This window comes from Cerasicoccus arenae (assembly GCF_014651635.1).
GTDB classification, from domain to species: Bacteria; Verrucomicrobiota; Verrucomicrobiia; order Opitutales; family Cerasicoccaceae; genus Cerasicoccus; species Cerasicoccus arenae.
In genome coordinates this window covers 1-13,871 of the sequence record NZ_BMXG01000036.1, presented here as the reverse complement: position 1 = coordinate 13,871, position 13,871 = coordinate 1, and the positions used below count along the sequence as shown (strand labels likewise).

General features: G+C 53.6%; 11 protein-coding genes. 3 read left to right on the top strand and 8 right to left on the bottom strand.

Annotation, left to right across the window (positions count from 1 at the left end):
* The first annotated feature begins 231 nt into the window (after window positions 1-231).
* Complete coding sequence (locus IE065_RS17465) at window positions 232-792, top strand: hypothetical protein (protein ID WP_189517514.1); 561 nt, start codon at window positions 232-234, stop codon at window positions 790-792.
* A gap of 97 nt (window positions 793-889) precedes the next feature.
* Window positions 890-1,249 (top strand): heat shock protein HspQ, encoded by a 360-nt coding sequence (hspQ, locus tag IE065_RS17460; protein WP_189517512.1) that lies wholly within the window; start codon window positions 890-892, stop codon window positions 1,247-1,249.
* 146 nt (window positions 1,250-1,395) lie between these two features.
* On the opposite strand, the gene leuA is transcribed toward hspQ, so the two are convergent.
* From leuA to IE065_RS17420, 8 genes are all read right to left on the bottom strand, one after another.
* On the bottom strand, window positions 1,396-3,126 hold the full coding sequence (gene leuA, locus IE065_RS17455; protein ID WP_189517510.1) for a 2-isopropylmalate synthase: 1,731 nt from the start codon (window positions 3,124-3,126) through the stop codon (window positions 1,396-1,398).
* A 338-nt stretch (window positions 3,127-3,464) separates the two neighbouring features.
* The gene (locus tag IE065_RS17450) at window positions 3,465-5,552 is read right to left on the bottom strand and encodes a transglutaminase family protein (RefSeq protein WP_200163398.1); all 2,088 of its coding nucleotides are present in this window, start codon (window positions 5,550-5,552) and stop codon (window positions 3,465-3,467) included.
* A gap of 118 nt (window positions 5,553-5,670) precedes the next feature.
* Complete coding sequence (locus IE065_RS17445; RefSeq protein WP_189517509.1) at window positions 5,671-6,576, bottom strand: transglutaminase family protein; 906 nt, start codon at window positions 6,574-6,576, stop codon at window positions 5,671-5,673.
* A complete protein-coding gene (locus IE065_RS17440; RefSeq protein WP_189517507.1) occupies window positions 6,573-7,448 on the bottom strand; it encodes a transglutaminase family protein in 876 nt (291 codons plus the stop codon). The genes IE065_RS17445 and IE065_RS17440 overlap by 4 nt, the downstream gene beginning before the upstream one ends.
* Before the next feature lie 119 nt (window positions 7,449-7,567).
* Window positions 7,568-10,120: a circularly permuted type 2 ATP-grasp protein gene (locus IE065_RS17435; RefSeq protein ID WP_189517505.1), complete on the bottom strand. Its 2,553-nt coding sequence runs from the start codon at window positions 10,118-10,120 to the stop codon at window positions 7,568-7,570.
* A 117-nt stretch (window positions 10,121-10,237) separates the two neighbouring features.
* Entirely contained in the window at window positions 10,238-10,783 is a 546-nt protein-coding gene (locus tag IE065_RS17430) for an antibiotic biosynthesis monooxygenase (protein WP_189517503.1), read from the bottom strand.
* 6 nt (window positions 10,784-10,789) lie between these two features.
* Window positions 10,790-11,419, bottom strand: coding sequence for a hypothetical protein (locus IE065_RS17425; protein WP_189517502.1), 630 nt, complete (start codon window positions 11,417-11,419; stop codon window positions 10,790-10,792).
* A gap of 15 nt (window positions 11,420-11,434) precedes the next feature.
* The gene (locus IE065_RS17420) at window positions 11,435-12,655 is read right to left on the bottom strand and encodes an aspartate kinase (protein ID WP_189517500.1); all 1,221 of its coding nucleotides are present in this window, start codon (window positions 12,653-12,655) and stop codon (window positions 11,435-11,437) included.
* A 677-nt stretch (window positions 12,656-13,332) separates the two neighbouring features.
* Between IE065_RS17420 and IE065_RS17415 the strand changes: the two genes are divergently transcribed.
* The gene (locus tag IE065_RS17415) at window positions 13,333-13,761 is read left to right on the top strand and encodes a hypothetical protein (RefSeq protein WP_189517498.1); all 429 of its coding nucleotides are present in this window, start codon (window positions 13,333-13,335) and stop codon (window positions 13,759-13,761) included.
* Window positions 13,762-13,871: the final 110 nt, after the last annotated feature.

Here is a 13,871-nt window from a genome sequence, read left to right as displayed (position 1 = left end):
GGGGGGGGGGGATGGTTTTACTCGTGATAAATGGCTTTTATTAACATTGAGTAGCTTTTTTTAGCTCTAGATCGTAGTGAATTTGCGGAGTTGCCGTTTGTTGAGTGGTGATCTGAACCTCTTTCGGAAGAATGAAGTACATATTATCTTGGGCGGAGTACTCATTTTTATGCTAGTCAACGGGCGCGTGTCCTTTAGGTTAATTAAACACCATCCAACAAGAAGGCATACGTGAGCGACTTACCCTTACCCAATTCCGACGCGCAAGACGAACTACAGGACTTCTTCTCCCAAGAGGAGTTCTTGGCATATTTCAATTTTTATCAGCCAGCTCCTGGCGGCAAACGCACGCTTGAAGGGCTTTGTAAAGTGGCTCGTCCGCGAATGGGATCGCAGAGTGCGCGGGTTAATTACATGTGTCTGACCTTCGTTGTCGACACGCCCAATGTGGAGTCGGAGCAGCGTATTGAGGCGACGTTGGACAAGCTGAAGGTGTCATCTTTTAAGCTCCAATTGCCCGCTCTGCAGTCGATCACTTCGGTGCCTGCCAGCATGCGTCGCAGTGAAAACTACGTTCACCAGATGGACTTGATTTTCAGCAACAAGTCATCGCTTGACCCGCGTGAAGTAATCCCAGTGATCCTTTTTACTTTCCGGAATGTGACTGGCATGAAAACTGAGGCCCCGCAGTGGTGGGACGAAGAAGCGCTCAAGGCTCCACCGCCCAGTGCGATGGAAAAAGCCAATTGGGGCAATCGAATCAAGGCACTTTGGGGTGCTTTGGGGAAGTAGTCATTAGTAATATTGATATTCCAAACTGGCATAGGATGGGCGTTTATAAACGCGACATGCCGAGCTTAGACATTTTGAATCTTCGTTTTGAGTTCTGATGATAGCACCACGCGAAGCATTTGAAGAGGGTGGTCAGACTGATCCGCAGTTTGAGCCGGGCGATCTGGTCAAGCATCGGCGTTACGGCTACCGCGGCGTAGTCGTGCACCGAGATCTATGTTGTCAGGCTTCAGAGGATTGGTATTTTAAAAACCAGACTCAGCCGGATCGCGATCAGCCTTGGTACTATGTCCTTGTCGACGAGAGTGATCAGACTACGTATGCTGCGCAGAGTAGTCTGAAGCCGGACGATGTTCAAACTTGTGTGATGCACCCTTGGGTGAATCTTTATTTCGATGGCTTTCACGCTGGTAAATATCACCGCAATGATAAGCCTTGGGAGCCCGAAGAGTCTTAGGACAGGGCAAACACGCATTCTAAGTCTCAACCAGCGAAATCGGAGAATGCCCGGGCGGGCTGTTTAGACTGTCGGATTTAAAATCGCGACCCTCGTCAGCAACCTTTGCTGACGAGAGATCACGGAATTTTAACTGAGTCGCCCGTCTAGTGATGCAGGCGGTTGTAGGCGCTGACTAACGCCTTTAAACCAGCTAATTCGATCGAAGGATCGAGGCCACAACCCCACACTGAGCGGTTATCGCCTTCACGCACGATCTGCACGTAGGCGGCGGCGTCTGCCGCTGAGCCGTCCGTAATGGCGTGACTGCGATAATCGGTGACTTTGAAGTCCTTGAGGCCGCGTTTCTCTAAGGCATGGGCGAGGGCGTTAATCGGCCCGTTGCCATAGCCTTCGACCACGCTTTTTTCACCAGCATGGGACAGTGAAAAGGTCCATCCGTATTCATTGCCGCGCTTGGCGCGCTGGTGGACTAAAATCCCTTCGGCGTTAGCGTTTTCAACATGGCACTCGTCGTGGTCCAACAAAGACAATGGCGCATTGCGGTTGACGAATTCATTGAAGAAAGACTCGCGAATCTCCTCGATGGTCAGCTCGCGGCCTAACTCGTCGGCTTGGCGGCTGACGATGCCACCGACTTCAGGATGCATCGACTTGGGCAGATCCAGCCCGTGCTCACGGTCGAGGACATAGGCGACTCCACCTTTGCCCGATTGGCTGTTGATGCGGATGATCGCCTCGTAGTTACGGCCGATGTCCTGTGGGTCGATCGTCAAGTACGGCACTGCCCACTCGACACTATCGGAATCAATTAAGTCCATGCCCTTTTTGATGGCGTCTTGGTGACTGCCGGAGAAGGCAGTGAAGACCAATTCGCCTGCGTAGGGATGCCGTTCGTGGACGGCCATGCGTGTCAGACGTTGGTAGGTCATGCGGATTTCGTCCAAGTTGGAAAAATCCAAGCCGGTCGCGATGCCGTGACTGTTCAAGTTCAGCGCGACATTGACGAGGTCCAGATTGCCAGTGCGCTCACCATTGCCAAACAAGGTGCCTTCGACGCGGTCAGCACCAGCTAGGATAGCCAGCTCAGTTGCCGCTGTGCCGGTACCACGGTCGTTGTGTGTATGCAGCGAAACTTGCACCTTGTCACGCAGGCCGTCTTTTTTCAATTGGCGGCAGCACCACTCGATCATGTCGGCGTGGATGTTGGGCGTAGCCCACTCGACGGTGGCAGGCAGGTTCAAAATGATTGGTGATTCCTTAGTCGGCCCCCAGATTTCGGTGACTGACTTGCAGATGTCGTAGGCGTAATCCAGTTCGGTGTCCGAGAAGCTCTCGGGCGAATATTGGAAAAGGATTTCGCCGTCAGTGACCTGATCGGCCAACTTACGCACCAGTTTGGCTCCATCCACTGCGATAGCCTTGATCTTTTCCTTGCTGGCATTACCGAAGGTTACTTTGCGTTGCAAAGGTGACGTGCTGTTGTAAAGATGCACGATGGATCGTGGCACGCCTTCCAGTGCTTCAAATGTACGCTGGATCAAGTGCTCACGCGCTTGCACTAAGCATTGGACAGTGACGTCCGCAGGAATTAACTTCTCATCAACCAGACGACGGAAAAATCGAAATTCAGTGTCGGAGGCGGACGGGAAACCGATTTCAATCTGCTTAAAGCCGATGTCGCAAAGCAGCTGGAAATACTCCAGCTTTTCCTCGACATTCATTGGAATGGCAAGGGCCTGATTACCGTCGCGCAGGTCGACGCTGCACCAGATGGGTGCGCGCTCGATATGACGGTCCGGCCATTGACGGTCGGGCAAACGGATGTCGAACTTTTCGTGAAAGGGTCGGTATTTACGCAATGATGCGGGTTTCATGACAAAATCTAAACGTGAAGGTTGGATGCGTCCCTGCCAAGCGTGAATCGCACACGCTTGGGCCAGGAAAATAAGTCAATAGCGGCAAATTGAGCCGTGTTGAATTTCTCTTTCGGGGAAGTGTCCCCGAGGCCTTGCTCAGGCCATGACGAAATTACTTGTCCCCCTCAGGGGAGAAGCTTGGCGGCCGCAAGTTGAAGAAAGGCGCGCATGATTAAGTGCTTTAATACGCCGATATTGGGCCGAGTGTCAAGCGTGAGAAATGCACACTCAAATAAGCACAATGGAGCTTATCCAGAAAATACGACGTGCCAGCCAGTTGACGCTAGGCGAATTGATTACTGCCTGCGCAGATCAATTGTCCATTGTGACTCCGGTGCAGTTTGGGCTGGTTGACTGTCTGCGGGCAAAGGATTACGGGAAACTTTCCAGCGCACTTTGCATCGGCGGACGGCTTCTTCGTCACTGTCGGGTAGGCCGTCGTAGAGGGGCCCATCGGGATTCCAATAGTAATATTTTGCTTCGGCAACCGAATCTGCGGCTTGCCACTGAATGTGCAGGGGCGATTGAATGGCTACATGCGGGTGTAGTGCGGGGTAGGCGCTGGCGCATTTATAGCGTAGGCCGATGACCGCTTGGCCGTTGACGAATTGCCAAGGCAATTCAACGCCATTAACTATTAGCTTGCCGGTCTCAGCCAATTTAGAATCGCAAAGTGAAAGTTCTATGCGATCAGTCGAATTGTCTACGACGCGGACCGTTGATGCGCCGAGGCTTTCCTCGGCCATGAGTGGCCAAGGTTCGAAGGCTTGTCGTACAACGAGTTCGCCCCCTGGGATCGCGAGCGTATTAATGACAGGGCAGCGGAAATCGACTACGGGTGTGAGCCAAGCCGGATCAAACTCGATGCCCGCCTTTTTAATGTCGGCGCAGATTGCTTGTAGATCTTCCGTTAACTTGGCGGGTAGGAAGTATTGGTCATGCAGTGAAGCGCCCCATCGTTTGAGTTTTTTGCGGAAAGGTGTGCGCTCCAGCATGGTAATGATCGCGCGGATAAAGAGCGCGACTGTCGACATCATTTCCGGAGTCGGCAGCGTCTCAAAGGCGCGTAGTTCGACAATACCAATCTTGCCGGAGGGGGAGGCAAAATTCCAAAATTTGTCTAAACAGATTTCCGCGCGGTGGGTGTTGCCGGAGGCATCCGTCAGCAAGTTGCGGAAGAACTGATCAAGCATTTCACGGGTCGGTGGATAGGGGAGGCGATCCAGCCCATCGCAAGCCGACTCCAGTTCGTAGAGTAAATGGTCGGCCCCTTCGTCCACCCGAGGTGCTTGGCAGCCTGCGCCAACATACTGGCCGGTGAAGATGTAAGACAGCGCGGGGTGATGCTGCCAGTAGCGGAGGACTGATGTGAGCAGTGTGGGCTGATCAAAAAATACATTTTGGTCTACCGATGGACCGCCGAAGGCAAGGTGTGAGCCGCCGCCAGTGCCGCGGATTACGCCGTTGAGACTGCGCTTGGTTAATCGAAGTCCGACATCATAGGCAGCCTCGCTGATAGCGCGGAAAGTCGTGTCGTATTCACGCCAAGTTTCGCAGGGGGGCAGGTTTACTTCGAGCACGCCAGGGTCTGCCGCTAGACCTAGGCCGGTCGTTTCTTCTTTTGTTTCGTATGGCGCATAGCCGCAAATAACCAAGTCACGCAGGTCCAGCTTTATGCTGAGCGCTTCCAGTATCGATGCCATCTTCTGGAAGCCCGCCCACTCCAACGGAGGCAGGAAAACTTCCAATGCGCCGTGGCGGACTTCTACCGTCAGTGCGCGTTTGAGCGCGTCCTCGGGGAGCGCACTTAATGGCAGACGCAGACCAATGGGGCTATCGCCAGAGATCAGCGGAATCGGATGTGCGCGGTCGTAGGGCCACTTGCCAGTTTGCCAGGCGTCGTTCTCATAATTGAGTGGTAAAACGTATCCAATGGTTTTCTTCTTTGCCCGTAGTTCACCAGCTGGCATTGCTTGCGCATCTAAACCAAGCTCACTGATGATTGCACGGATCAAGCGTGAGGCTTGAGCGGGCAGATTACGGCCTTTCTTATCAGCGAGTAAAAAGCGGCTTGGTTCGGCCCAGAGTGATTCGCCTGATTTGCGTTGCAGAGTGAGTAGCACCCAGCGAGGAAGCGGTTCGCCGGGGTAGAGCTTGCCAAAGACTTGCATCACGAGGCCCCCGTTGAAATGATTCTGCAAGAGCTTACGCGTTAATCGTCGCGCATAGTTAAGCTTTTCCGGACCCATTGCGTCGTTGTTCCACTCGGCACCAGTTGGCATATCGGGTACAAAGGTAGGTTCTCCCCCCATCGTTAGGCGGACGCCGCGTTTGGTGAGTAAGGCTTCGATCTGGTCAGCGCAGTGGGTGGGCGTGTGGCTCAATGGGTCGGTTGGTTATGAGTTAGCAGGCTTGTTTATCGGTGGTTTTGTTTTTCGCTTTTCTGGAAAAAAACAGGACAGCTTACACAATGACGAGTCAGAAGAAGGGAGACCTTTCTCTTCACTCTTTTAATTCCTCCAAGGTCAGATCAATTTCCATGGTTGAAGTGACTGGGGTGTCGTTGGGTTTGCTGAAAAATTTACCTTGGATCGGGTTGACGCTTTGTGGTTCGTGAGCGACGGCGGATGGCAAAAAATACTCATTGGCGAGGATTCCATTGGTTGGATCGAATCCTTTCCAGCCTGCGCCAGGTAAGAAGACCTCGGCCCAAGCGTGCATGGAGCCGACTGCGCGGTTGTAGAGGTGGGCGCTGCCGTGGGAGCCGTCGATGGGTGGATCGAAGAGATAACCGCTGACAAACCGTGCGGCCATACCTAGGTGGCGGCATGCGGAAATGAACAATACTGCCATGTCGCGGCAGGAGCCCAGACGAAGCTCAAGGGTTTCATTGGGCGATTGCACGCCTTCTTCGTCACGGCGTGCGTAGCCAATATCACGGTGGACTGCCTGATTGATGCTAGCGAGAAACTGCACGATGTCGGAGTGTTGGTTGACATCTGAGATCGCGGAGTAGAGCCAATCAAGCACGCGGTGGCTGTGAGCGATGATACTGGCGTCCATATAGGGGGCCAGCGCATGGGCTTCGTGGGGCAGGTAGCGAAATGGATAGCTGGTCGCGTAGGGCTCCAGAATGAAATCGAACGGGTTGTCCTGCTCGACATCTATAGTCATACGGCAGTGGAAATTTAGTTCTGCTGTTTCAATGACTCCGAAATTGGCAACGCATACGATGTTATTATTGCAGTCGCGAATCCAGCGCTGCCGGGACTTTGGAGATGTCTCAAGGGTGAATGATTGTACGCGCAATTTATGACTGTCGCGTGGACGTAGGAAAAGCTGATGTTCGCTGAAATTAACAGACCGCGAGTAATGATAGCGGGTCAGGTGATCGATGGATATTTTCACAATGTGGATGCGAGGGTGCGCTTTAAAGATACCATAACTTGCAGGCGCTGATCCAGTGCACCTTTGTAGGTGCCTCGCATCGGGGCGACATCGTTGTAGTCGCGGCCAACGGCCACCTTTACATGACGTTCACCTGCGACCTGATTGTTGGTGGGATCAAGCCCCCACCAGAAGCCCCCAGGGAGAAAAACCTCGACCCAAGCGTGGCTCGCGGCGGCACCGATCAGGTTGGGATCGGTTTTTTCCGGGTCAAAGGCCTCAATGTATCCACTGACATAGCGGGCGGGCAGTCCGTGGTTACGCAAAATGGCGAGCATGAGATGGGCGAAGTCCTGGCAAACTCCGCGCTTGTTTTTGATCACTTCAGTCAGTGGGGTGGAGATATCCGTCGTTCCAGGTTTGTAATCAAATCGCTTGAAAATCCACTCGTTCAAGCGCACCAATGCTGGGCCAATCTCATCACTTTCGTGGAAAAAACACTTACGGATGCCTTTGCGGACGGGCATGAGCGGAACGAGTTCGGTTGGCTGAAGGTATTCAAAAAGCTTGAAGAGCTTGCTGTTGTAGATCTGCCGTGCTTCACCGACTGGCGTTCCCAGAATGGATGGTCGCGGTTGGTTTGGAAAGGTCTCCACCTCGGCCAATGATTTGACTCGGACTTCGCTGTGTCGAAATGGAATCGAGAAAAATTCCACATGATTGCCGAAGTAGTCCACATAATGATCGGCGCGGACCTCTGGCTCGATCACGAGTTCGCGGTGGATTACTTTCTGGCCATTGGTGTCGATTGGCCACACCCGTAGCTCCGCGAACGATTCCGAAGCGGGAGCCGCATACTCGTATTGCGTCGTGTGGGTGACGTGGAAGCGCATTTTTAGATTAATCTTAGGTGCCGAAATTCGTGAATTTTTCTCAGTTGATCAGCTAACATAGCATCAATATTGAATCTTACGAACATTCTAACTACTGAACTTACGCACTTTTACTTGGGTTAGCCTTCAAACAATGTCGGTGCACGGGCGTAGACGTGTTGGTGGCTGAAAAAAACGTCTTCAATCTTCTCATGAAGTGCTTCAACTTCTTTCGTGAGGGCGTTGAGTTGGTCGCGGACGTCGTCGGGCTGTACGCGGGCCGGTTCGTCTGGCGTCCCGCCAGCGTCTAGGCCTGGCACAGGCGAAGGAAACATCCGGCTGATCGGCAAACTTTCCAGGCAAGCGATCAAGGCATCCACTTCAGTTTGGATGCGCAGGCCGATACTGCGCTCGCCAGTTGTGTTGAGGGTGCCAAGGCAGTAGCGAGCATTTCTGAGGCAGAAGTTAACTGAGCTTGGGTTGTTCGGACTGAGCAGGAGGAGGCGCGCAACGCGGTCAAGGTAGGCACGAGATCGAAATTCCCGGCGGTAGGCGTCGAGTGAGCCGGTCAGGCGGAGTAGAGCGGTGAGGTCTGTGCTTTCCTCGTCTTCGGCGCGATAGGTTTCAGCTGCCCGCGGCAGCGCGACCTCCAGTAGATACAAGGCACCGAGCGCCCGCTCTAGGAAACCACCAATACGGTAAAATTGCCAGGCGTCGTCATGCAACATTGTGCGTTCGGCCACTCCCTGAAAACGTGCAACCTCGCTGACGACTTGTTCGCTGGACTCACGCAAGCAGGCACGTGAATTACGGGCGCGTGACTGACCGTCGAGGTAGATAACCAGCTCGCGTAGTGTCTGCCAGCATTCCGGGCTGATTGAGCCGCGGACTGATCCCAGATTATATTGCGCAGAGCGGATACAGGCGTTGACCGAGGCGCTTTCCATTGGATCGAGCACCAGTTGGGTGGAGAATTTTAGTGTGTCGCGGGGGGGGCGCTTGCGCTTGGCGAATTTCTGTTGGCCAGTGGCTGCGGCGACTGCCTGCATGAGTGGCCAATAAGCCTTTTGGTCCATCAGGCCGAGCTGGTCCCAGCGCAGGTTCTCCAATGTGTAAAATTGCCGAGCGGTGTTTTCGGCGCGGTTGAGGTAGCGTCCAGCCCAGTAGAGGGCCTCCGCCGTACGACTACCGATCGAAATCCGTTCGCCAGTATCCTCGGGAGAGATTTGAACATCACGCTCGAGAACCGCGTGAGCAGGTACCCAAGTGTCCTTCATGCCCTCAGCGCTGATGGATAGACGACCCGGTTTGTGTTGCTTAGAAGTCTGCCGAGTCAGGCCACCGGGGAGCACCATCGGTTCGTCTCCCAGAATGAAGAACGCCCGCATGAAAACAGTGTGCGGCGCGAAATTGCCTCCGCTATAGCGAGGCAATTGAGAGGGGGCAATAATCGGTTGAGCGACGCAGTATTCTGGGTGGCGCTTAGCCAGACGTTGGACGTCTGCCGGGGTATCAAGCATACCCTTCCAGCCTAGTCGTTGTCGCAGGGATTCGTGGTCCTGCACTGGCTTGAGGATCATATTCTCGTGGTTCTCAGCCACGAAATCCCGCTGATCGGGATCGCTCAAGTGGTAGGTAGGGGCAGTGGGTAGGAGGGCGCGGTGCCCCGTGTAGTAGCCGACAATGCGGTCGCTGTAGCGGAGTATCGCACGATTGTCTGCGACGCCGGAGCCAAGGGAATTGACGATCGCTACGTTGCCTTTGCGAACAACATTTACTAGGCCGGGAACTCCCGTAAAGCCTGTGCCGGGCGTGGCAATGGGGTCTACGGAAGCACTTTCGACGCGGCGGTAAATAATGTCCACGCGCTCCAGTCCTCGGATCGTTTTTAAGTAAACCCGGCTGTCGCGCACGAGCAGGTCGCCTGGACGGACGACCGCAATGCCCATATGCCGGGCGAGGAAGCCTTCTTCAAAAAAGGTCTGATCGTTCTCACCGCGGGTCAGCAGGACAATGTTGGGGTTGGCGGAATCTGACTGGGCGCGTAAGGCCTCTGCTAGGTAAGTAGAAAACGAAGCGACAGGCGCAACGTCCATCGTGGCGAATAGCTCGGGAAAGCATTGCGCGAGCAGACGGCGATTTTGCAGAATGTAGGAAACGCCGATGGGGGTCGCGAGCTGGTTTTCCAGCACCTGCCATTCTCCGTCTGGCATACGGATCAGATCAAAGGCCCCCGTCAGGCAATAGCGTCCCCCTGGGGCATCGATACCCGAAAAGGAGCGTTGAAAAGCTGGATCGCACAGCGGAAGCTCAAATGGCAATACGCGCTCACTGAGGATTTTTTGCTCATGATAAAGGTCGGAAATGTAGGCATTAAAAGCCTCTGCGCGCTGAATGACGCCGCGGGCAATCAAGTCCCAATCTTCCGCCGAGAGCACACGTGGGAAGAGGTCGAGCTTCCAGTCAATGCCGTTGCGGTTACGTTCTCCGGGGAGCGCAAACTGAATGCCCAGTTCGGCGGCTGCGCGGTCGAGCCGTTGCTGGCGGGCTCTCAGCTCACTTGGGCTACTCTGGTTGAGTGCTTCAATAATCGCGCGATAGGGCGCAGCCATGCCATTGGTGGCAAATGCCTCGTCCCGTTCGGTCGAAGCATAGTCATGGAAATGGTCAGCATGTGAAGCGCTTTGTAGCATGAACGGTATGGTTTATCGGCATTACAGCAACGAATCACAAGGCGGATTCGCGGATAATTTTAGGATTCCCGCCAGAACGACGATTAATCCAGAAAAAGCGCCATTCAGTCCGGGTGCTCAGCGTTTTTCCGGAAAGAGCCAATTGTGGCAGAGTATGGAGAGGGCTGGCATGACGATGAAAGTCATCAGGATACTAATTACCGGAGCAGTGTAGAGTATTCGCAACCAAGTCGGCAGATCGTGAACCAAGGGCATCATGAAGAAGAAAACCAAGTTCAGCGTTGGGTAAACACCGAGAAAGGCTAGCACGCACATCTTCCACTTAGGGGGGGGGGCTAAGGCTCCAGAGTCTAGATTAAGCCAAGGCTCAAGACCAGTCACCTTGCGGATTTTCTGTTCGGCAACCATGGGTTCCAGCCGGTCGTAGAGCGAGGTCTTCTCTGGAGATTGGCACCAATTACTGAAGTTTTCTGAGGAATCAAAAGTGAAGACGACTTCGAATTCGCCCGGGGCATTTCCATCCTCAGACTCGAGCCAGTGGCTGTTAACGAATCCTGGAAAGGTCTGCACGACTTCGCCGATTTCGCGCATCCAGGCTTCGAGGGCAGTTTCCATACCGGGCTTGGCAGTACGCGAAATGAAGATGGTGACCGGCTCGGGCATGGCAGGTTAATTTGCCGCTTGGATGCTGGTGGGCTGAAAATCTTTGACGGCTTGTGCGGTGGCACCAGGGGGCATTAATTGGATAGAGCCTCGAGTTTCGGGAGAGAATTCAGGCAGGCGCTGATTCATCCATTGGCTAAAGCGAGTCCAAGGCAGATCGCTGGGGCGTGGACCCCAAGTGGACTGGTAATGATATTGCCAGACGTAGGGCTCGATGTAACCAGCGTCGGAAATTAATATCAGGGAATCGAGGTAGTCGTCGGTCGCGTTATTTGACGCCCGAATGGATTTCCAGAGCTGGGCGAGGGTTTTTCGGCCAGCGAGTTCTTCGCGAGGGGGGGGGGTATAGGAGCGGAAATCTGACGGAGAGGCGTCGGTGATGTTCTCATTGATCCACATGTCGCGGGCCGTTAGGTAGCCCATCCAAGCGGCTGAGACGGCGCTGTCATTCATGGAGTTTAGGTCAACCACGAGCGCGACTTCGTAATTGGTTGGTCGGCTGGTGCCAACCGTATTGGCACCAGCAATGGAGGCGGAAGTTTGGGCAGTCTTGGGCGCTTCCAAAACCTCCTTACTCGAACAACCGGCATAAAGCAGGCTGAGCAAGGTGAAGGTAAGGGAGAGGAGGCGGTTCATGGGGGGGGGGGGAGGTCAGGCGAGCTGATCGAGGTGGAACCCGTCGTGGACAGCTTGGGCGGCTTTCACGGCGTTATCCAAGTCAATGGCCACCGAGATACGGATTTCCGAGGTGGAGATCATCTGGATGTTCACACTATGCTTGGCGAGGATGTCAAACAAGGTTGCGGCAACGCCTGCATGACTGCGCATGCCAACGCCGACCACGGACAGCTTGGCGATGTCGCCGGTGTAGTTGACTTTGACTCCGCTGTAATTTTCGAGAGCCTTTTCGACGGTACCCACGGCGCGATGGATATCGTCCTTGGCCACGGTAAAGGTCAGGTTGGCGGCACCGCCACGACCGACGTTTTGCACGATCATGTCGACGATGACGTTGGCTGCGCCGAGGGCCTGGAACACGAGCGCCGCGGTGCCGGGCTTGTCCGGCAGGTCGCTAACGGTGATCTTGGCCTGGTTCTTATCCAGTGCGACGCCACTTACGACGACGTCTTCCATGGAGGGGACTTCTGCTTTCACGATGGTTCCGGGTTGGTCATTAAAACTGCTGCGAACTTCAAAGATGACGCCATGCTTCTGCGCAAACTCAACGGAGCGCGCTTGCATGACCTTGGAGCCCATCGAGGCGAGCTCCAGCATTTCTTCATAAGAGATTTCGTTGATTTTGCGGGCATTGGGCACAACGCGTGGGTCGGCGGTGTAAACGCCTTCCACGTCGGTAAAAATCTGGCACAGGTCGGCCTTGAGGCCTGCGGCAAGGGCGACGGCGGATAAGTCACTGCCACCACGGCCAAGCGTGGTAATTTCCCCTTCGGTATTCTGCCCTTGAAAGCCTGCCACGATGACGACTTCTCCCAGAGCGAGGCGTTCCTTGATGTCGCCTCCGGTGATGTCGATGATCCGCGCACGGGTGTGCTCTTTGTCGGTGACGAAACCGGCCTGATAGCCCAAACGAGAAACTGCGGGTTGGCCAATGGCGTGCAAGGCCATCGCGGTCAGCGCAATGGTCTCCTGCTCACCGCAAGCCAGCAACATGTCCATCTCGCGCTCTGCGGGATGGGGGTTGATTTCTTTGGCGCGGTCCACGAGTTCATTCGTGACCCCGCCACGCGCGCTTACCACCACGACGACCTGGTTACCCTGGTCGACGAAGCTTTTGACGCGGCGCGCCACATTTTGGATGCGGTCGACGTCCTTTACGGAAGTCCCGCCGTATTTCTGCACAATCAATGCCATGGAATATAAAGGGAAAGCCGATCAGCAAACACCATCGGATTTCGAGATTAAAGGAAAAAGAGAGGTTAAAGTGAGTCACCAACGTCCTGCTGGCCGTTTGATCGGTCGCGATGCGAATTTTCTCGATCCAACCAGACGTTGAGGGGGTATGCTTTGAGTCTGCCGCCTAATCCTCGGATTTCAATATTTAAATGTAAATATGTTCATCTTTTTAGGTGCGGTGACAGTATCCGCTCTTCGTCGCTATCCAGCTCAGATATCATCCCGTTTAGGATGACATCTGGAAATCCACTAATTACTTGTTCACTGAGGTAGCGCAGGCGCGTCCCCGCGCCGCATACGTCTCGCTGACCAATAGGACACGCCACATGAAGCCCTCCATTGAATTGAGACCAAATCGCGTAGGTTAGGGTTGCTATTTTTAATAGACGCCAAGTCGCAATCGCTCTGTCGCCCTATGTATTACTAGGTTTTCGACCAAAATCCCCCCCATCACCACAATCACCCTAAAACCCAACTGAATTGGTCGCCTAGTACATCAAATTGATATTTATATTGATAATGAACATCTAAAATGATTAAATCAGTCACTATGAACGTTGCACCAACCAGTGACAAATCCTGCAACAATCGCACCCTGCTCGTATACTAACCTGTTAGAAAGAAAGTGAAATGATATGTCTCAAGAACTTAAAGACGAACTAGAAGAATCAATTAATGACTGCTCACGTTTTGCGAAACGTTCATACTTTTGGGCACAAGTTTTATTCCTAATTACAATCCTTGCCAGTTTCTTCGCCTCGATCTTAGCTGCTGGAGATTTAGGAAAGAACTTGCTTGGAGAAGAATGCCAAAAAGCAGTCACTGCATTGTTAGCAGCATTACCAGGCACTGCGCTTCTTATTAATAATTCTTTTCGATTTGAAGAAAGAACCAAATGGTTTTGGAAGAAAGTGAGAGTCTGCGAGAAGCTACTAAGGGAATTGAGAGATTCTAACAACACAGACCTAGAAGCCGTCAGCTCAACATATAGTGAGAAAATGGAAGAATTAGAACTCGAATGGCCGGCGATGGATTCACCAGCTCAACAACCAAAGAAAAAATGATGATAACCAGTAGGAATGAGAAGGCGTTTCCCCGGAACTGATACTTCTCAAGATGAGCAAAACACCGACTAAGCACCGCAAGACTAACGCCGCCTCCATCACCATTGGGG